Source organism: Nonomuraea jiangxiensis (assembly GCF_900099965.1).
GTDB lineage: Bacteria > Actinomycetota > Actinomycetes > Streptosporangiales > Streptosporangiaceae > Nonomuraea > Nonomuraea jiangxiensis.
In genome coordinates this window covers 1-20,324 of sequence record NZ_FNDJ01000057.1, presented here as the reverse complement: position 1 = coordinate 20,324, position 20,324 = coordinate 1, and the positions used below count along the sequence as shown (strand labels likewise).

Annotated in this window: 9 protein-coding genes; 2 read left to right on the top strand and 7 right to left on the bottom strand. The window is 72.7% G+C overall.

Annotation, left to right across the window (positions count from 1 at the left end; all coding sequences use genetic code 11):
* Genes BLS95_RS53455 through BLS95_RS53425 form a run of 7 tightly spaced genes read right to left on the bottom strand, consistent with a single transcriptional unit; the run spans nt 1 to nt 15,938 of the window.
* A complete protein-coding gene (locus BLS95_RS53455; protein WP_245765837.1) occupies nt 1–5,361 on the bottom strand; it encodes a type I polyketide synthase in 5,361 nt (1,786 codons plus the stop codon).
* Nucleotides 5,358–8,744, bottom strand: coding sequence for a non-ribosomal peptide synthetase (locus tag BLS95_RS53450; protein ID WP_090947316.1), 3,387 nt, complete (start codon nt 8,742–8,744; stop codon nt 5,358–5,360). Before BLS95_RS53450 ends, BLS95_RS53455 begins: the two co-directional genes overlap by 4 nt.
* On the bottom strand, nt 8,741–11,047 hold the full coding sequence (locus tag BLS95_RS53445; protein ID WP_090947315.1) for a lantibiotic dehydratase: 2,307 nt from the start codon (nt 11,045–11,047) through the stop codon (nt 8,741–8,743). The genes BLS95_RS53450 and BLS95_RS53445 overlap by 4 nt, the downstream gene beginning before the upstream one ends.
* Nucleotides 11,044–11,778 (bottom strand): thioesterase II family protein, encoded by a 735-nt coding sequence (locus tag BLS95_RS53440; protein ID WP_090947314.1) that lies wholly within the window; start codon nt 11,776–11,778, stop codon nt 11,044–11,046. The genes BLS95_RS53445 and BLS95_RS53440 overlap by 4 nt, the downstream gene beginning before the upstream one ends.
* Complete coding sequence (locus BLS95_RS53435) at nt 11,775–13,466, bottom strand: beta-ketoacyl synthase N-terminal-like domain-containing protein (RefSeq protein ID WP_090947313.1); 1,692 nt, start codon at nt 13,464–13,466, stop codon at nt 11,775–11,777. Before BLS95_RS53435 ends, BLS95_RS53440 begins: the two co-directional genes overlap by 4 nt.
* Complete coding sequence (locus BLS95_RS58805) at nt 13,466–14,809, bottom strand: DUF6002 family protein (protein ID WP_090947312.1); 1,344 nt, start codon at nt 14,807–14,809, stop codon at nt 13,466–13,468. Before BLS95_RS58805 ends, BLS95_RS53435 begins: the two co-directional genes overlap by 1 nt.
* Nucleotides 14,810–14,828: 19 nt before the next feature.
* Nucleotides 14,829–15,938, bottom strand: a complete 1,110-nt coding sequence (locus BLS95_RS53425) for a Rossmann-fold NAD(P)-binding domain-containing protein (RefSeq protein WP_090947311.1) — start codon at nt 15,936–15,938, stop codon at nt 14,829–14,831.
* Between the two features lie 439 nt (nt 15,939–16,377).
* Here BLS95_RS53425 and BLS95_RS53420 point away from each other — a divergent pair, with 439 nt between their 5' ends.
* Nucleotides 16,378–16,584, top strand: a complete 207-nt coding sequence (locus tag BLS95_RS53420; RefSeq protein WP_090947310.1) for an MbtH family protein — start codon at nt 16,378–16,380, stop codon at nt 16,582–16,584.
* 75 nt (nt 16,585–16,659) lie between these two features.
* Nucleotides 16,660–20,324: non-ribosomal peptide synthetase (locus tag BLS95_RS53415; protein ID WP_176993926.1), on the top strand; the 3,665-nt coding region annotated here is incomplete at its 3' end.

The following is a 20,324-nucleotide window of genomic DNA, read 5'->3' as shown; positions in this document are numbered from 1 at the left end:
CTACCTCCCCCTCGACAGGCGCGGAATGGTCGTGGCCGGAGCCTGCGCCTGCTGTTCCGCCCTGAGCTGCTCGACCTTGGCCGCCATCTGCCGCACGGTGGGCGCCTCGAACAGGGTGCGCATCGGGAGCCGCACCCCGGCCACCGAGCGCGCCTGCGCGATGAGCTGGACGGCGACCAGGGAGTTGCCGCCGAGGTCGAAGAAGTCGTCGTCGGCACCGACCTCGGGCACGCCGAGGATCTCGCCCCACACCTTCGCCAGCGCGGCCTCGAGCTCCCCTTCGGGCGCCACGAAGTCCTCCTGGCGCGCCGGGACGTGCGCCTCCAGGCTCTCCCTGGTCAGGCGCTCCCGCCTGGTGATCTCGTCGAGCGAGGTCGCGCTGACGGCGATCTGCGGGCCCAGGTCCGCGGCCAGGACGCGCACGAACGCCTCGGCGCCCTGGGCAGGCGCGATTCCGGTCGCGGGGGAGCCGGAGCCGCCCGCTCCAGTCGCGGGGGAGCCGGGGGAACCGGGGCCGCCCGCCGCCAGTGAGCCGGTGACCGCCTCGGCGTCGATGCGGCGCAGGACGAACTCCTCGATCTCGACGAGCACGGCCCCCGACTCGTCGAGCAGGGTGAGATCCGCCGTGACGACCTCACCGCCGCCGCCGTCGCCCCTCCGGCGGAGATGGCTGTAGAAGCGGGCAGGCAGAGCCGATCTGACGAGCAGACGCCCGTAGCTCAGAGGGAGATAGGCGCCGGTCCCCCTGCCGCTGCCGAAGGACGTGGCGAGGTCGAGCAGCGCCGGGTGCAGCCCCCAGCGGTCCACCTCGGCCGCGACCTGCTCGGTCCCTTCGACGAACGCGAGCTCCTCGTCCTCGCCGACCCAGATCAGCTCCGGTGATCGCCAGCGGGGGCCGAAGGTCAGCACGCTGCCGCGTTCCTCGTCCTGGGCGGTGGTGACCGCGCGCAGCCTGCTCTTCACCGCGGCGAGGTTCGTGGACGTGGCGGGCTCGGGCCGGATCCAGGCGGCCGCGCCCTGGGTGTGCCTGCGACCGCCTGCCCGTACCTCGAAGGAAGAGTCGTCGGAGAACGCCACGGTGAGCTGGGCGGTCGTCCCGTCGGGCACCGCGAGCGGCTCCAGGAAGACCACGTCGCGCAGCTCGACCGCGTGTCCGTCGCCGGGGGAGGCCACGGCCGCCGCGAACGCGGCCCGCGCGCATTCCAGCTGCCCGGTGGCCGGCAGTACGGGCACGTCGCCGATGCGGTGCTCGTCCAGCACCCAGTGCGTGGCCGCGGAGAGCGGCCCAGAGCACTCGGCGCCGGTACGGCCGCGCACCACGGGATGGTCGACGGCGATGGTCGCCGCGTCCGCGGACAGGCCGGGAACCGGTGCGGCGGCCGCGGCCATGCCGACCTCGAGCCAGGCGCCCCAGTTGATGCTGATCACGCGGGTCCGGTGCGCGGCCCTGGCGTAGGCGTCCAGGAAGGCGTTGGCCGCGCAGTAGTCGACCTGGCCGAAACCGCCGCTGATCGCGGTCACCGACGAGCACAGGGCCAGGAAGTCCAGGTCGAGGTCGCCGAAGGCCTGCCACAGCGCGACCGTTCCGGCGAGCTTGGGATCGAGTACGGCCTGCGCCGCGGCGCGCTCCTTGATCTCGGCCATGCCACCACCCGGCAGGCCGGCCGCGTGGACGATGCCGTGCAGCGCGCCGTGCGCGGTGAGCGTCTCGTCCCTGATCTGGCGCAGCCGTACGGGGTCGGTGACGTCGGCCGCCACCACGGTCACCTGGCCACCTGCCTGCTCGATCCGCGAGATGGTGGCCGCCGCCCTGGGCGTGACGTTGCCGCTCCGGCCGAGCAGCACCAGCCGGGCCCTGAGCCGGGTGCCGAGGAACTCGGCGAGGGTGAGACCGATGCCGCCCAGACCGCCGGTGATCAGGTAGACGCCCTCCTGCCTGAGCCCGGAACCCTCACCGCCGTCCGGCAGGCGGACCTGCTGGAACTCCTTGACCCAGCGCCGCCCGCCACGCAGCGCGAGCACGTCGCCGGGGGCGTCCCTGCGCAGCTCGGCCAGGACGGTCCTCGCCGGGGTGCCGGTGGGATCGAGGTCGAGGTGGCGCACGCGCAGGCCCTCGACCTCCAGCGGCACCACCCGGGTGATTCCGGTGACCGTGGCGTGCTCCGGCCTGGTCAGGTCGCCCCCGAGGACGTCCTCGGTGCCGGCGGTGATGATGTCGAGCTCGACGCCGTCGGCGATCTGCGCGGCGGTCAGCGCCTGGACGAGGAAGAGCAGGCTGAACAGGCCGTGCTCCTGCGCACGTGCCAGGGAGCCGAGGTCCGTGCCCGCGGGCCCGCCGTCCAGCGCCCACGCGTGCAGCACGCGACCCGGCATCCCGCCGTTCTCGGCCAGCGCGGTTACGAGAGCGTCGTAGTCGGAACGCTCGCCCGGCCGCACGGTCATCGGCTCGGGAAAACCGCCCTTTTCGTCGTGGCCGGCGGAGAACTCCGTGCCCGGGCGGACCTCGATCACCTCGCCGCCGGCCGCCCTGATGGCGGACACCAGCTCCGTGCCCCGCTCACCGGCCACGAAGGCCAGGCACCTGGTGATCGGCTCGCCGGGGTCCGGCGGTGCCACCTGCCGCCAGGTGGGGATCTCGAACCAGTCCTCCAGGGCCCGTGGCCCGGCGGCCCGCTTCTGCTCGGGCGCCCTGCCCTCACCTGGCGGGATGAAGCGGTACTTGCGCTCGTACGGATAGCCGGGCAGCGACACCCTCCGGCCTGTCGCCGGCGGTTCGACCGGCACGCCCGCGGTCCACAGCCGGCCGGCCGTGCCGTACAGGATCGAGAGGTCGCCGGTGCTCTCACCGGGACCGGGCAGGCTGGGGAGCGGCGGCAGCGCGCCCTTGGTGATCGCCTCACGCATCTGCATGCGCGCAAGACCGGCCAGTTGCTTGCCCGGGCCGCACTCCACCAGCGCCCACCCGCCGTCGGCCAGCAGCCGAGCCACGCAGTCGGCGAAGCGCACCGGTCGGCGTATGTGCGCGGCCCAGTAGGCGGGATCGGTCGCCTGCTCCGCGGTGATCCAGTCACCGGTCACGTTCGACAGGAACGGCAGGTTCGGCGCCCGGCGCGGCACGCCCGCCACGAGGCTTTCGAACTCGGCCAGGATCGGGTCCATCATCGGCGAGTGGAAGGCGTGCGAGGTGCGTAGCAGGGTGGACTTGACGCCCTGGTCAGCCAGGTGCTCCTGGAACGCCGAGACGGCCTCGGACGTTCCCGCCACCACGCAGGTCCCCGGCCCGTTCACCGTGGCGATGCTCACTCCGTCGGGGAGCATCGCGGCGATGTCCTTCTCGTCCTTCGTCACGGCCAGCATCGAGCCGGTGGGGAGCGACTGCATCAGGCGTCCGCGGGCGGCCACCAGGCGCAGCGCGTCGGGCAGCGCGAAGACCCCGGCGAGCGTGGCGGCGACGTACTCGCCGATGGAGTGGCCGATCATCCCGGCCGGCCTGGCACCCCACGCCTGCCAGAGCCTGGCCAGCGCGTACTCGATCGTGAACAGCGCGGGCTGGGTGAGGCGGGTCTCGCGCAGCCTGTCGTCGCCGCCCTCGGTGAACAGCAGGGGCCTGATGTCCTCGCCCAACTGGGCCTGGAGGAGCTCGGCGCACTCGTCGACGGCGGCGGCGAACACCGGCTCGGCGGCGTAGAGCTCGGCGCCCATGCCGGCGTACTGCGCGCCCTGGCCGGAGAACAGGAACGCCACCTTGGGCGTGGTGCCGCTCGCCGTACCGGTGTGGCAGCGCTTGCGGTCGCCCAGCGCGGCCACGGCATCCGCCAGGTCGCCCGCGACCACCGCCGCGCGGTGGGTGTGGTCGGCCCGGCCCACCCGCAGCGTGTACGCCACGTCGGAGAGGGTGAGGTCGGGCTGCCCGGCGAGGAACTCGGCGAGCTGGGCACGCATGGTCTGCAGCGCGCTCTCGGTGCGGGCGGACAGCCAGAGCGGCCGCGGCCCGCCGGTGGCGGGCAGGAGGGCGGGCACGGCCTCCGACGGCGGCGCTTCCTGGAGGATCACGTGGGCGTTGGTGCCGCCGATGCCGAACGAGCTCACCGCAGCCCGCCTGGGATGCGCTCCGGCGTCCCATTTTGACGGGGTGGACACGACATAGAAGGGGCTCGTGTCGAAGTCGATCTCCGGGTTGGGTCGTTCGAAGTTGATGGTCGGCGGGATCACGCCGTGCTCCATCGCCAGCACGGTCTTGATCACGCCGACCACGCCGGAGGCCTGGCTGAGGTGACCGAGGTTGGACTTCACCGAGCCGATGCCGCACCAGCCCCTGTCGTCCGTGTCGCGCTGGTAGACCTCGCTGAGCGCGGCCACCTCGATCGGGTCGCCGAGGGCGGTGCCGGTGCCGTGCGCCTCCACGTACCCGATCGTGCGCGGGTCCACTCCGGCCACACCGAGCGCCTCGGCCACCACCGCGGTCTGCCCCGCGTGGCTCGGCGCGGAGAAGCCGATCTTGTTGCTGCCGTCATTGTTGATCGCGTTGCCGACCACGACCGCGCGGATGTGGTCACCGTCGGCCAGCGCGTCCTCCAGCCGCTTGACCACGACCACACCGACGCCGCTGCCCCAGATCGTGCCGTCGGCGCCGGCGTCGAACGGCCTGACGTGCCCGTCGGAGGAGGTGAAGCCGTCCATGGCCGGGTACCCCATCCCGTGCGGCAGCTCGACGCACACGCCACCGGCCAACGCCATGTCACATTCGCCCCCGCGCAGCGCCTCGCAGGCCAGGTGAAGTGCCACCAGCGAGGAGGAGCAGGCGGTGGTGACGGTCATGGCGGGGCCGCGCAGGTTCAGCCGGTAGGAGACCGTGGTGGCGACGTAGTCGATGTTGTTGCCGACGGACATGCCGAGCTTGAGCGCCTCGCTGTCCAGGTCGGGGTTGGTCTGCAGGTTCAGCCATTGGTACTGGCTGGGGCCGGAGCCGGCGTAGACCCCGATGGCGCCCTCGTAGCGGCCGGGATCGTAACCGGCGTCCTGGAGCGCCGCGTGCGACTGCTCCAGGAAGACCCGCTGCTGCGGATCGGCCAGCTCCGCCTCGCGCGCGCTCATGCCGAAGAACTCGTTGTCGACGTGCTCCATATCGATCATGACGGGCGCGGCCTTGACGAACATCGGGTTGTCGAGCTGCGCCTGCGTGGCCCCCCGAGCGCGCTGCTCGTCCTCGGTGAAGAACGTCACCGACTCCACGCCGTCGATCAGGTTGCGCCAGAACTGGTCGAGATCGTTGGCGCCGGGCACGCGGGCGCTCATGCCGATGATGGCGATGGGTTCCGCGCCCGCGTCTTCGTACCTGGCGTCCTGCGACAACTCCGTCACTGTCTCCTCCTGCGCTTGTCCCGCAGCTGGCGGCGTGCTCCCGCACGCCGATCGGCTCGGCTCAGTTCTGGGTGCTCGGACGCGCCGTCGAGGTGAGCGGCCAGGGCACGCACGGTCGGGTAGCGGAACAGCTCGACGACCGTGGTCTGGTGCCCGGTCAGCGCGGCCAGCCGGTCCCGGATCACGACGACGGCCATCGACGTGCCGCCCACGTCGAAGAAGTTGTCGGTCGCGCTCACCTCGGCACGGCCGAGCACGTCGCACCAGATCTCGGCGAGCAGGCGCTCTGTGTCGGTCGCCGGCACGCTGTGCCCGGTCTCCGGCGGCGGCGCGCTCTCGACCGGCTCGTCGGCCGTGCCTTCCGCGAGCGCCTTCACGCCGGGGAGCGCGAAGGACTCCACCGGACTGCCGGGATCGGCGACGGCCGCGCCGAGCAGGGTCGTGTACGCGGTGAGCAACGCGTCGATCCGCTCCGCCGTGTACAGGTCGGTGTTGTAGACGATGTCCACCGCGTAGCGGCCCTCGCGCTCCACCACGTAGACGGTCAGGTCGAAGGGGGAACCCGCGGGGGCCGTAACGATGCCCGTCGAGCTCAGCCCGGGCAGGCGGAGCCGCGACTCGGGGAAGTTGTAGACGTTGAACAGCACCTGCACCAGCGGGGCCCGGCCGGGGTCCCGCGGCAGCGCGAGGGTGCCGACGATGTCCTCAATCGTGGCGGAGGGCCTGGCCAGGGCGTTGATGACCGCATCGGCGCAGTCGCGAACGCGCTCGGCCAAGCCGGCCCCCTCCGCCGCCCGCAGCCTGATCGGCACGATGTCGACGAAGAAGCCGACGAGGTCGTGGAACGCCTCGTGCCTGCGGTCCGCCGCCGGGGTGCCGACGACGATGTCGGCGCGCCCGGTGACGCGGCGTACGAGCTCGGCGAAGGCGGCGAGCAGCACGCTCGGGGACGTGGTGCCCAGCCGGGTCGCGAGGTCGCGGATCGCGGCCGTGGTCTCCTGCGAGAGCGCGGCGGTGGCCAGCGAGCCCGCATAGGTCTGTACGGCCGGCCTCGGACGGTCCCGCGGCAGGTCAAGAACGGCCGGCGCGTCCTTCAGGTGGTCGGCCCACCAGGCCAGGTCGGCCTTGCCGCGCCTGCCGTCACGCCTGGCCCGCCACGCCGCGTAGTCCGCGAACCGGGCGGGCCGTTCGGGCAGGGGCTCGCCCGCATAGGCGCGGGCGAGGTCCTCCAGGAAGGGCCGTTGCGACCAGCCGTCAAACACCGCATGGTGAAAGGTCACCGACAGCACGTGGTCCCGTGGCCCGAGCCGGAACAGCCGAGGCCGCCAGAGCGGGCCTGTGGCCAGGTCGAATCGGTGGGCCGCCGCCGCGGCGAGCCGCTCGTGGAGCTCGCTCTCGCTCGCGAGGTCCTCGACGTCCAGCGACACCGGTCCGGTCGGGTCGACCTCCACGCGCGGGACGCCGCCGGCGTCCGGCACCCGCCAGCGCAGCACGTCGTGGTGATCGACCACGGCCGCCAGCGCGCGTTCGAGCGCGGCCACGTCCAGGTGCCCTTGTAGCCGCTCGGCGATCCCGATGTTGTAGGCGACGCTGTCGGGCGCGAGCCGGTCCAGGAACCACAGGCGTCGCTGCGCGGCCGTCAGGGCGGGCGGGCTGCCCGCGGGCAGGTCATCGGTCACCGGCGGGGCCTCGGTGAGCAGGCCGGCGAGAGCTCCCAGTGTGCGGGCGGTGTAGACGTCCTCCACCGTGACCTCTCGGCCGATCAGCGACCGTAGGCCGCCGGCCAGGCGCATGGCGCTGATGGAATGGCCGCCACAGGCGAAGAAGTCGTCCTCGAGCCCGGGTTCCAGGCCCAGCACCCGGGACCAGACCTCGGCCACGTCGCGCTCCATCGGCGTGCTCGGCGGGGCGCCGCGGCCGGTGGCGGGTCGGGTGAGCAGCGCGCGCAGAGCGGCGCCGTCCACCTTTCCCGACGCCGAGGTGGGCAGGCTCGGGAGAAACAGCACCTCGGCCGGTACCATCACCTCGGGCAGCCGCTCGGCGCAGTACTCCCGCACCGGCTCCGGTTGAGGGTCCTCGTCGAGCGGGGTGCAGAAGGCCACGAGGCTGGTGCCCGCCGGCCCTTCGACCGCCTCGACGACGGCGTGCCCGATCCGCGGATGGCCGCGCAGCACGGTCTCCACCTCGCCGATCTCCACCCGCTGCCCGCGGATCTTGATCTGCCGGTCGGTCCTGCCCAGGAGCAGCAGCTCGCCGTCGGGCTGCACGACGGCGAGGTCGCCGGTCCGGTAGAGCCTGGCGCCCGGCTCGCCGCCGAACGGGTCGGGGACGAACCGCTCAGCGGTCATCCCGGCTCGCCAGAGGTAGCCGCGGGCCAGGCCGGGGCCGCCGATCAGCAGCTCGCCCGGCACGCCGGCCGGCACCTCCCGCAGCTCCTCGTCCACGAGATGAACGCGATGGGCGGCCATCGCCCTGCCGATCGGCAGGGAACGGTCCCAGCGGCCCGTCGCCTCGAACTCGGTGACCGCCACCGTGGTCTCGGTGGGACCGTAGAAGTGGAGGAACCTGCGTCCGCCGGTGGCCCACCGCTCCACCTGCTCGGGCCCGGGCGCCTCGGCTCCGGTGACGAGGGTCCGCCACGCGGGCAGTCCTTCGGGGTCCAGCAGGGGAAGCAGTGAGACGGGCAGGCAACCCCACGAGATCTCGTGCTCGGCGCAGAAGCGCTGCAGCAGCACCGGGTCGCGCCTGTCCGACTCGCCGGCGAGCATGACGACGCCGCCCGCGGCCAGCGGGACGAAGAGGTCGTGCACCGACACGTCGAAGACGAGCGAAGCGAAGGCCAGGGCGCGGGTGTGCTCGTCCACGCCGGTGGACTCGATGATGTTGCGCACGTACGCGCACGCGCTGAGATGGCTGACCACCACGCCCTTCGGCGCCCCCGTCGATCCCGAGGTGTGCAGCACGTAGGCGGGGTTGCCGGGCAGCGCCGGGCCGGGGCCTTCCGGCGCGGCCGCGGGGCCGTGGACGGGGACGAGTCGCACGTCCATGCCCTCGAACAGGTCCGCCGTGTCCTCGTCGACCACCACGATGCCGAGGCCCGCGCTCTCGATGATCTGCTCTCTGCGCGCGGCGGGCCCATCGGGGTCGAGCGGCACGTACGCGCCGCCTGCGACCATGACACCGACGATCCCGGCCACCATGGTCGGCTTGCGCCGCAGGCATACCCCTACCAGCCGCTCGGGACCCACGTCAGGCAACCGCGCGGCCAGCCCGCCCGCCATGGCGGCGAGCTCGCCGTAGGTCAGCACGTCCTGCCACTGCCGTACGGCCGGCGCCTGCGGGCGCCGCGCGGCCTGCGCGAGCACCAGTTCCGCCAGAGTCATCCAGCGCCTCCCTGCAGGGGGTCGACCATGTGCATCCGCAACTCCGTGAAGTACCGGCGGCCCGCCGCGTCGGGCAGCCAGGCCTGGTCGGGGGTGGGCAGCATCTCCGAAACCACGAGCCGCACGTCCTGCCCGGCGGCCTGGCGGGCGGAGCGGACCATGGAGCACAGCAGGTCGCAGAAGACCGGGCTGGTGAGATCGACGTACGTCGGCTTGGTCTCGCTGCTCAGCTTGACGAAGACCCGATCGGGCAGCCCGAGCCGCTGCCGCCACCCGCGCACCGCCAGATACCTGGCCCGCTCTCCCTTGACGTCGGCCAGACCTGTGGCGTGGACCGTGGTCCGCCACGTCCTGCGGGCCACGACCAGCCGATCGATGGTGATCCTCGGGCTGTGCCCGTGGCGGTCCGCGCCGCCCAGCTTGAAGCCGTCGACGGCGTGCATCGACACCAGCTGGGAGAAGACCTCGATCAGCGGCCAGGACCGGCCGCCTGCGGCGGTGGCGACCAGGTCCCCGCCCTCCTCGGTCACCAGCATCCCCGCCGCCGGCAGCAGCCGATCCGGATCGGCGCCCGGCGCGGCGGTCCAGCCGAGGTCCCTGTCCGTGGGGTGGCTGAGCGAGTGGGACACCCGGCCCGTGTAGCGCGGCCAGTCGACCGGGTACAGGGGTCTGATCCGCCGCGGGCCGAGATCGGCGGTCAGCGCGTCGCGCAGCGCGCCCGGGTCGGGATGGGCGAGGGTGAAGACCGAACAGTCGAACGTCGCCCAGGCCGCGTGCATCTCGCCCATGACCACGAGATAGTCGCCGCGGTTCACCGCTTCGACACTCTCGGCGCAGATCTGCAGATCCGGGCTGTGCAACCGGCCGGCGGACCAACCGGGGCGGGCGGCGGCGAAGACCTTCGAGGCGGACAGCTCCCGCGCGGTGAAGGTCAGCTCCGCCGTGCCCGGTGCCACGTCGGCCAGGCCGAAGAGCTCCGACCAGCGGCGCGCGAACTCCTCGGCGATGGCGTCGACGGGCCTGGGGCCCGCGCCGAACATCATGCCCTGCGCCAGGTACCACAGGTCGGACAGGCGCACGGGCCCATCGGCGCGCAGTTCCTCGAACAGCTCGCGCAGCGCCTGGCCGTAAGCGTGAGCCAGCTCGGCGGTCAGCCAGCGGGCGGCGTCGAGCATGAGCTCCAGCGGCCCGGCGATGCCCTCCAGCAGCGACCCGCCGAAGGTCACCTGGACGTCCCTGGTGGTGTCCTCGTACACCAGGCCGCGCGCGGCGTAGGTCTGGCCCGCCCTGCGCTCGCCCGCGGTGCCCGTGAGCTCGGTGAACTCGGCGCTCAGCGCGTCCATCGCGGCGGCGAGCGCCTCCGGGTCGCCCGCCGAGCGCGCCACCCGGTCCCTGGCGGCGCCGAGCCGGCCGAAACCCGCCATCGCCCGCTCCCGCGCCGCGGGGTCCTCGATCCTCGCCAGCAGCTCGCCCAGCCGCTCTTCGGCGTGCGCCGACTGCGGCAGGTCGCCTCGCCAGGACAGCAGGCCGCGCTCGGCCAGCCGTTCCAGCAGCAGATAGGCGTCCTCCTCGGTACGGATGCCCGCCTGGCCGAGCACGTCGGCGACCACGTCCGACGCCCTGCGCCTGCCGTCGCACCGGGACAACAACGCCGCCTCGGCCGCCGACACGGGTAACGGCGGCTGGGCGGGACGTCGTATCGTACGGCCCTCCAGCGCGAGATGCGCCTGGAGGACGGGAGGCAGCGAGCGGCGGATCAGGGGATCGCCCGCCAGCACCTCCATGAAGGAGCGCAGCGCCCAGTCCTCGAAGCGCACCCGCCGGTCGCTCAGCAGCCCCGGCCCGGGTGCGACGGTCACCGCCGGCCCGTCCGGCGCGCACTTCACCCAGGTCACCGGGCCGAAGAAGCCGACGGTCTCGTTCTTGGCGCAGTACCGCTGCCAGTACTTGACCGCGATCCGCTCGCGTTCGCGCCTGCGGGGGTCGCGTTTCTGCGTCGGGCCGCCGCGCACCAGTGCGTCGAGCGAGACGAGGACACCCCGGTTCTGCCAGGTGACCGCCTCGCGGAACAGCGGGTCGGCGGCGATGTCGCCCAGCTCCCTGGCGCTCTCGTGCACGGCCTGCTCCAGCGCCTTGTCGAAGACCTCCGCGCCGATCTCGCCCGTCAGCAACGCGTCGGCGGCCGCCGCGCACGCGGGGGCGGAGAGCCTGTCGAGTCCGTCGGCGGGGAAGCCGGTGCTGCGTAGCAGCGCCTCGCGCCACACCGACCAGCCGGTGCCGCCGAGCGGCATGCGGTGGTTCATGCCAGCGCCTCCCTGAGGATCCGCTCTCGCCGCTCGTGGAGGAAGAAGTGGCCGCCGGGCTCGACGGACAGGTCGAAGCCGGCCGTGGTGTGCCTGGCCCAGCCGCGCATGTCGTCCGGGGTGACGGAGTTGTCCTCGGCGCCGGCGAAGGCCACGATGGGCACCTCGATCGGCGGCCCGGGCTCGTACTCGTAGGTGTCGAGCCAGGTGAAGTCGGCGCGGAGGACGGGCAGGATCAGCTCACACAGCTCGGGTTCCGCGAGGATCTCCGCCGGCAGCCCGCCGAGCTCGGCGAGCCGGCCGAGCAGCTCCTCGTCGCCGACCCATGACAGCTCGGCCAGCGGCTCCAGCAGGTCGGGCGGCCTGGACCCGCCGACGCACAACCGCAGCGGCTGCCTCTCGCCGCGCCTGCGCAGCTCACGGACCACTTCGAAGCCCACCCGGCCGCCCATGGAGTGGCCGTAGATCGTGTACGGCCGGTCGGCGCGGGCGGCGATGGCCGAGGCCAGCTCGGCGATGTCGAGGTCGAAGGGCTCGGCGTACCTGCTCTCCCTGCCCGGCAGTACCACGGGCAGCACCTCCAGCTCGGGCCCCGCGGCGGCCGCCCAGCCCTGGAAGGCGCTTGCCCCCGCACCCGCGTACGGCAGGCAGAACAGCTGTCGTCGCGCCCGCGGCCTAGGGGAGGGATCGGAGAACCAGCGGACCAGCGAGGTGGTGTCGTGGTGTGTCATGATCGGTCCTCCTGCCAGTAGCGCACCCGCTGGAATGGGTAGGCGGGCAGCGACACCGTGCGCCCGTCCGGCAGCGGCCAGCCGATGCCCGCGCCGGCCACCCAGGCGGCCGCCTGGCGCCGCAGCTCCTCCGGCGTGCCGGCGGGCGCGGGGAGGTCACCGTCGGGCCCGCGTAGCCCCGCGACGGCCTCGGTGGCGTCGCGGCACAGCACCGCCGCCCGGTATCCGAACGCCCGGCGCCCGGTCGCCAGCGTGTAGGCGACGTCGTCCAGGCGGATCCCCTGGGCGGCCGAGAGGTGCTCGGCCAGGAGCGTCCGCGCCGTACGCAGGGCCTCGGGGGTGCGAGCGGACAGTGGCAGCACGTGCCACCCGCCCGCCTCCGGCCTCGGGGCTTCGGCCGGCGCCTGCTCGACGATCACGTGCGCGTTGGTGCCGCCCAGGCCGAAGGCGCTCACTCCGGCCCGCCGTACCTCCGCCTGCCAGCCGACGTTCTTGACCGGGACGTAGAACGGCGAGGAGTCAAAGTCGATGTCAGGGTTGGGGCGGTCGTAGTGGAGGTTGGCCGGGATGACGCCGTGCCGTACGGCAAGAATGGCCTTGATCAGCCCGGCGGCGCCGGCGGCGGCGTCCAGGTTGCCGATGTTGGTCTTGACCGAGCCGAGGGCGACAGAGCGTGGAGGCAGCGGGTCCGCCGCGAAGACCTGGGCGAGGGCGGCCACCTCGATCGCGTCGCCGACCGCGGTGCCGCTGCCGTGGGCCTCGACGTAGCCGATCGAGGCCGGTGTCAGCTCCGCCTCCGCCAGCGCCTCCGCCACCACGTTCGCCTGCCCGTCCAGCCCCGGCGCCGCGAACCCCGCCCGCAGGGCGCCGTCGTTGTTGACCGCCCATCCGCGCAGGACGGCGATGATCTGGTCGCGATCGGCGAGCGCGTCCTCCAGGCGCTTCAGCGCGAGCACCACCACGCCGCTGCTGTACCCGCCGCCCTGCCCCGCGGCGTCGAAGGCGCGGCAGCGGCCGTCGGGAGAGACCAGGCCGCCGGGCCGGTGCACGAACCTCGGCTCCATCACGCTCACCCCGCCCGCGAGCGCCAGGTCACAGCGGTAGTCGAGCAGGTGCTGCCCGGCCGTGCAGATCGCGACGAGGGAGCTGGAGCAGGCGGTCTGCACCGTGATCGCGGGCCCGGTCAGCCCGAGCCGGTAAGCCGCCTGCGCGGTCAGGTAGTCGGCGGCGAACCCGGGGTCCAGCGGCTCGTCGGGGTCCCCGCCGAACTGGCGGAACAGGAAGTACCTGTTGACCGCGCCGCCGGCGAACACCCCGATGAGGCCGTCGTGGGCGGCAGGGTCGTATCCGGCGTCCTCAAGCGCCACCCAGGACTGCTCGACGAAGAGCCGGTGCTGCGGGTCCATGCGGACGGCCTCGGCCGCCGGCACGCCGAAGAACTCGGCGTCGAACCCGGCCACGTCCGGCAGGCGCCCGCCCGCGCGCACGTGCGCCGGGTCGGCGAGCAGGCGCTCGCCGACGCCCAGCGCGCGCAGCTCGGCGTCGGTGTAGTCGTGCACGGCGTCGATGCCGTCCAGCAGGTTGCGCCAGAACGTGGCCACGTCGGGAGCGCCGGGGAACCGTCCCGCCATCCCGACGACGGCTATTCCGTCCGCTGGGGGGTCCGCTGGGGGGTCTCGGTCCTCCATCACCCGCAGACCACCGCGGCGACGTCCTCGACGCCGGCGACCTCGATCATCGCCTCCGGTTCGAGCGGCAGGTAGTCCGCCGCGGTGTAGCAGCCCGAGCCGTGCACGACGACGTCGTCCCAGGGGTCGGCCAGGCCGCGGTCGATCGCGTTCAGCACGCCGGTCATGGCCATCACCAGCGACCACTCGCGCAGTTGCCGGAAGTCGGCGGGGAGTTCGCAGCCGGAGCCGGCGAGCAGCTCGCGCAGCTCCGGGTAGCGCGCCACGCATTCGGCCAGCGAAACGACGATGCCGTCACCGCCGAACCGCTCGATCAACCCGTTCATCTCCGGGGAGGTCGCCGGCCTGTGGGTGTAGAACGTCGGGTCGAGCACCTCGTCGGGGTCGTAGGTCACCTGCGGGAACCGTGGGTCGGCCGACTGGCGGTAGAGCCCGCCGTGGCGCTCGTAGGCGGGCAGGTTGGCCCGGTCGAAGTCGCCGTTGCGCAGGTTGAGCACCATGTCGGGGGTGCCCAGGTGCTGCACGAGCAGGCTGGCGGGTCTGGAGTCCTGGCTCACCGCGCCCGAGCCTTCCAGTACGGCCCTGCCCCGGTGGTAGCCGAGCAGCCCGAAGGCACTGGAGACCGCGTGGGCGTGCAGCCGGGGCGCCGTGCCGGCCGGGGCCGCCTGCTGTTCGAAGAACGCCCTGGCGGTGTCGGCCACCAGGTAGTTGCCCAGTTCCAGAGAGAACCACAGGTTCTCGCCCCTGGCCCTGAGGTCGCCCGCGTATTTGTCGGCGAAGGCCCGGCCGATCGCCTTCACCCGCTCCGGCTCGGGCCCGCCGTAGACCAGCAGGGGGTTCAGCGCGCGTAGCGCCGGGTCGGTGGACAACCTGCTGGAGCGTAATTTGGCCTGGCACGAGCGTGGCGCCAGGATCACTGTGCGCAACTGCTCGGGCTCGGCCAGCCCCGCGTCAATGGCGCGCAGCACGGCGTCGCGGAGCGCCACGCCCTTGTTCGCCGAGGTGGGCGAGAAGATCGTGACGGCCTCGCCGTACCGCCTGATGTATTCGACCGCCCGCGCGACGATGAGCAGCGAGGGGAAGGTCTTGGTCGTGCCCGTGGCCGGGTTGCACGTCAGGTCGAGCAGGTTCAGGCGATGGCCGGAATAGGACTCCAGAGGTTGCCAGCGGGCGGTGGCCACGGAGAAGAACCTCTCGACTCGCGCGTCCGGCTCGGGCAGCAGGAAACCGGGGGAGAACCCGGTGTCGTCCCTGACGGGCTCTGTTCTGTCGACGCAGGCAGCGATGGAGGTGGGCAGACGATCATAGAAGTCGAGCAACAGGTTCGCCGCGTGGTTCGGCATCGTTGACGCACCTCTGTCGTTATAAGCGGGTGACGGGATGGAGGCTTGGGAGGTCCTGCTCGGACGCCAGGTCGCGGAGCCGGTCGCGGAGCCGGCCCAGGACCTCGCCCGCGGGTGCCAGGTCGGCGACGGGGAAGCCGTCGGCGATCTCCGGCGCCAGCCGTGCCAGCTCCTCCCGGGCGGCGGGGCCGAAGGTGATGCGCTCGCCGTCGACGACGACGCCGTCGCGCAGCGCGGCACGCTGGTTGAACGCCACGGCCTCGGCCCGGTCCATGCCAGGGGGGAGCCGCAGGTCGAGGCGCCCGCGGGCGAGCCGTACCGGATAGCCGCCCGGCAGCCCGAGCGGTCCCGGCAGGTTGGTGTCGATCTCTGCCCCGGCGAGCAGGCCGCTCAGCAGGCGTGCGGCCGTGAGGCCGGTGACGTGGTTGAGCTCGGCGCGCTGGGCGGCGCGCTGGGCCGCGAGCAGCGCGCTCACGTGGGTGAGCGGCTGGTCGCCGTGCCAGGCCAGCGCTTCGTCCGCGGGTGACGGCGGGCTGTACAGGTGGACGTGGTGTGCCAGCACGCGCAGTTCCCGCTGGTCGGGGAGGCCGAGCTCGGCTTGCAGGCTGGCGGCGAGGAGTCCCGCGTTGCCGATGCCGCACAGCACGGGCACCCCTGCGGCGCTCAGCACCGGGTTGACGGCATCGGGGAAGCAGGCGTTGACGAACCACGAGTCGCCACCGGTGGCCGCGAGGGCCCGGCCGACGCGCAGGGCGGAGTCGGCCTGGAACGGCAGCGTCAGGCCGAACCCCACCCGCTGGACGAGGGCCGTCCACTCCGAGGGAGAGGTGCGCGACTCCCAGGGAGACTGGCTGGAGGCCGCGAGCACCACACCCGCGGGCGCGGCGGCCACCAGCGCGTCCGTCAGGGCGTCGGCGCAGGTCAGATCCACGGCCACCGGGCGGAACTCCGCGGGCGTCCCGGATGTCGCGGCCCGGGCGGAGGAGACGTAGCAGATCTCGGCGGCCCTGGCCGGATCGCGGCCCAGCACGGTCACCCGGATCGGCTGGGGGATCACGGCCAAGGCGTAGGCGATGGCACGGGCGAGACCGCCTGTGCCGATGACGACCAGCGAGGCAGGGTCGGTCATGGGGCGTGGGTCGACTGCGGACTGGGCAGGACACTGTGCACCGTCATCCGGAACCCCTCTCACTGCCTGTTTGGCGCGAAGTAAGGATGAACTCCCCGAAACCGATGAGTTGTCTGGTTTGTCCTATTCCGCGGTTGCAGAATTTGGGCGGGGCCAATATTCCACAGCCTGCGCCGACGGGGCAATAGGGAATCGCGGTGTCAACCGCACAGTCGAGTGGGCGACTTCGTGATTCCATGAAATCTCTTGACTTGCCGGTCTTGATCTACTTCAATCGGCGAGGCTTCTGGCGTTTCGAGTAAACATCGCAGGTGGCGTTGAGAATGTGCGCTGCCAGCACAATGCGGCCGTAACTTGTTCAGTTCACGGTCTGCAGTCCCACATCATTCTTTGGCGTGCCCGGAGACCCCGGGCGCCGCGAAAGGGAGAAGGCGTGCCAATGCCCAGGGACGACTACAGGGTCGTAATCAACGACGAGGATCAGTACTCCATCTGGGCCGCGAGCCGCCCCGCTCCTGCCGGGTGGCGGGACGAAGGTTTTTCGGGCGACCGAAACGCCTGCCTTGACCACATCGACCAGGTGTGGACGGACATGCGACCTCGCAGCCTCCGCGAGGCCATGCAGGAGCTCGAGCGGGCCGACTAGACGGTGAGCACGCCCACAGATTCGGCCGGCGGTTACGAACTTCCCGCGTCTTTCGCGCAGGAGCGGCTCTGGTTTTTGGATCAGCTCGAACCCGGCCTGGCCGTGTACAACATCGGCTTCGGCACCCCGCTCCCGCCCGGTTGCGACGCCGCCGAGGTCACCGCCGCGCTCGCGCGGGTGGTCGGCCGTCACGAGGTCCTGCGCACCAGGCTCACCGCGCGCGATGGCGGGCTCGTCCAGGTCGTCGAGCCGGAGGTGCCGATCGAGATCCCCGTCACCGATCTGCGTGACGCGGCTCGCGCCCCGGAGGGCGAGCTGGCCCGGGTACGCGCCGCCGAGGCCGCCCGATCCATCGCGCTCGACCGCGCCCCGCTGTGGCGGGCCCGGCTGATCCGCACCGGCGGCGAGGCGGACCACTTCTTCTTCACCGTGCACCACGCGGCCTTCGACGCCGCCTCCGTGGCGATCCTCCAGGAGGAGTTCCTGGCGGCTTTCGAAGGGCGCGACTCCGGCCTGCCGGAGCTGCCGATCCAGTACGGCGACTTCGCCGGCTGGCAGCGCGGCCGGTGGGAGCGTGGCGAGCTGGCCGACCAGCTCGGCTACTGGCGCAAGCGACTCGGCGAGCTGCCGGGACCGCTGCGTTTGTCGCCGCGCGCCCCGGACCCGGACGTCTCCCGCCACTCGGGCGGCGACGTCGGCTTCGAGCTGCCCGAGGAGACCGTACGCGCCTGCCACGAGCTGGCCAGGAAGCTCCGCACGACCCCCTTCGTGGTGCTCCTGGCCGGGCTCAAGGCGCTGCTCTCGCGGCTGGCCGGCCAGGCCGACGTGGTGGTGGGATCACCCGTGGGCGGGCGGCCGCTGCCCGAGCTGGAGCCGCTGATCGGCAACTTCGTCAACACGTTGCTGCTGCGTACCGACTGTGGGCCCGAGGTGTCCTTCGGCGAGCTGGTCGAGCGGGCGAGGACCACGGTGCTCGACGCGCTCGACCACGATGAGGTGCCCTACGAGCGGCTCGTCGAGGAGCTGCGGCCCGAGCACGCCGAGGGCGCCGGCGCCCCCCTGCACCAGATCGTGTTCAACCTGCTGCCCTCGCTGGTCACCAACGGGCAGCTGCGCAACGGCACGGCGAAGGTGGACCTGCTGGTCGACCTGGCCGAGGTGGACGGCCGGATCGACGGCCGGATCGAGTACGCCAGGGCCCTGTTCGACGAGACGTGGGCGCTGGGCTTCGCGGAGCGCTACCGGCGCCTCCTCGACGCCGCGCTGGCCGATCCGGCGACCCCGCTCGGCCGGCTGCCGATCCTGCTGCCCGGCGAGGACGACCGCCTGGTGCGGGCCGCCGCGCCGGCGGAACCCGTCGCCGCCGCGGAGTTCGCGTCGGTGACCGAGGCGTTCGCCGCTCAGGTGGCGGCGCGGCCCGACCAGGTCGCGGTCGCCGACGCCGCAGGCCGCACCCTGACCTACGCGGAGCTCGACCGCAGGTCCAGCAGGCTCGCCAGGCACCTGGCGGGCACGGCCCGCCCCGACACCCCGATCGCTATCCTCCTGGACACCGACGTCGATCTCGCCGTCGCCGTGCTCGCCGTGCTCAAGAGCGGCGCCGCCTACCTCCCGCTGGACCTGGAGCACCCCCAGGAGAGGCTCCGCCACCTGATCGCCGACTCCGGCGCGACGGCCGTACTGACCAGGCCGGGGCTGGACGTCCCCCAGACGGACGTTCCCGTCGTCGACCTCGACGCGGACGCCGAGATCATCGCCGCTCTCCCGGACACGCCGCCCGCCGTGATCCGGCACCCCGACACGCTCGCCTACGTGATCTACACCTCCGGGTCGACCGGCCTGCCGAAGGGGGTGGGCGTGGCCGACCGGCACCTGACCGCCTACGTCGCGGGCGTCACCGGACTTCTCGGACTGGCACCGGGGCTGCGGTCGTCGATGTTGCAGCCGCTGACCTTCGACTTCAGTGTCACGGTGTTCCACGGTGCGCTCCTCACCGGCGGCACCCTGCACCTGGTGCCCCGTGCCCAGGCCACGGACGCCGCCTGGGTCGCCGAGCACCTGCGCGACGACCGGATCGACCTGCTGAAGATCACCCCATCGCATCTGGCCGCGCTTCACGCCGGCGTCGCCGACCTGCTACCGGGCCGCACGCTCGTGCTCGGCGGTGAGGCGTCGCGCTGGGAGTGGGTACGCCGCCTGCGCGCGCTGCCCGGCGCCCCCGCCGTCGTCAACCACTATGGCCCCACCGAGACCACCGTTGGCGTGCTCGCACTCGCGGGCGATCAGGAACCGGCGGGGGCCGGAGTCATCACCCCCATCGGCCACCCGCTGCCGCACGCCGAGGCGTACATCCTTGACGACGACCTGCGCCTCGTCCCCGACGGCGTGGTCGGCGAGCTGTGCATCGGCGGCGTCACCGTCACCCGCGGCTACCTCGGCCGCCCCGGCCAGACCGCTGCCGCGTTCGTGCCCGACCCGTTCTCCGGGCGCGCGGGTGCCAGGCTCTACCGCACCGGCGACCGGGCGCGGAGGTTGCCCGACGGCGCGATCGAGTTCCTCGGCCGCGCCGACGGACAGGTCAAGATCCGCGGACACCGCGTCGAGCCGGGCGAGGTACAGGCCGTCCTGGCCGCGCATCCGTCGGTCGACGACTGCGTGGTCGTGGTGACCGGCGAGGACGAGCCGGCGCTGGTGGCCTACGTCGTCGGTGGCGCCCGGCCCGCGGAGCTGCGCGGTTTCCTGGCGGAGCGGCTGCCCGACCACATGATCCCCGCACACTTCGTCGAACTGCCCGCGCTGCCGCTGGCCGCGCACGGCAAGGTCGACAGGTCCGCGCTGCCCGAGCCGGGTGGTGTGGTCGTGCCGGTGCGGGTGGCGCCGCGTGGTCCGGTGGAGGAGTTGGTGGCGGCGCTGTTCGAGGCGGTGCTCCAGACCGGTCCGGTGGGGCGTGACGACGGGTTCTTCGCGCTCGGCGGTCACTCGCTGCTGGCGATCAAGCTGATGGGGCGGCTGCGCAAGGCGTTCGGCGCGGGGCTGCCGCCGCGGGCGCTGTTCGAGTCCCCCACGGTCGCCGGCCTCGCCGCGCGGCTGGTGGCCGTCCAGGGCCGCGGGATCGACCAGATCCCGCCGGTCACCCCCGTGCCGCGCGACGGGCTGCTGCCCGCCTCCTACGCCCAGAGCCGGCTGTGGTTCCTCGACCAGCTGGAGACCGACCTAGCGCTCTACAACACCCACATCTGCCTCCGGATCAGGGGCCGGCTGGATGTGGGGTTGCTGGAGCGGGCGTTGGTGGGGTTGGCGGAGCGGCATGAGGTGCTGCGGTCGCGGTTCGTGCAGGTTGAGGATGAGGTGCTGGTGTCGGTGGGGGCCGAGCCGGTGGTGCCTTTTGAGGTGGTGGAGCTGGGTGAGGGGGAGGCTCGTGGGTTTTTGCTGGGGGTGGCGGGGCGGCGTTTCGATCTGACGGTTGAGCCTCCGGTGCGGGCGTGTGTGGTTCGGCATGGTGTGGTGGATCATCAGTTGCTGGTGACGGTCCATCATGTGGTGAACGATGCGTGGTCGGCGGTGTTGTTCGCCCGGGAGTTGGGTGAGCTGTATGCGGCGTTGGCGGAGGGGCGGCCTGCGTCGCTGGCGGAGTTGCCGGTGCAGTACGCCGATTACGCGGCGTGGCAGCGTTCGCGGGTGGAGGGTGAGCTGCGTGACACCCAGTTGGCCTACTGGCGTGAGCGGCTGGCGGGCATGCC

What these genes read in the sequence shown, in the direction of transcription:
- BLS95_RS53450 (WP_090947316.1), bottom strand. Translation starts at nt 8,744, where the DNA reads ATGACTCTGGCGGAACTGGTGCTCGCGCAGGCCGCGCGGCGCCCGCAG.
- BLS95_RS53445 (WP_090947315.1), bottom strand. Translation starts at nt 11,047, where the DNA reads ATGAACCACCGCATGCCGCTCGGCGGCACCGGCTGGTCGGTGTGGCGC.
- BLS95_RS53440 (WP_090947314.1), bottom strand. Translation starts at nt 11,778, where the DNA reads ATGACACACCACGACACCACCTCGCTGGTCCGCTGGTTCTCCGATCCC.
- BLS95_RS53435 (WP_090947313.1), bottom strand. Translation starts at nt 13,466, where the DNA reads ATGGAGGACCGAGACCCCCCAGCGGACCCCCCAGCGGACGGAATAGCC.
- BLS95_RS58805 (WP_090947312.1), bottom strand. Translation starts at nt 14,809, where the DNA reads ATGCCGAACCACGCGGCGAACCTGTTGCTCGACTTCTATGATCGTCTG.
- BLS95_RS53425 (WP_090947311.1), bottom strand. Translation starts at nt 15,938, where the DNA reads ATGACCGACCCTGCCTCGCTGGTCGTCATCGGCACAGGCGGTCTCGCC.
- BLS95_RS53420 (WP_090947310.1), top strand. Translation starts at nt 16,378, where the DNA reads ATGCCCAGGGACGACTACAGGGTCGTAATCAACGACGAGGATCAGTAC.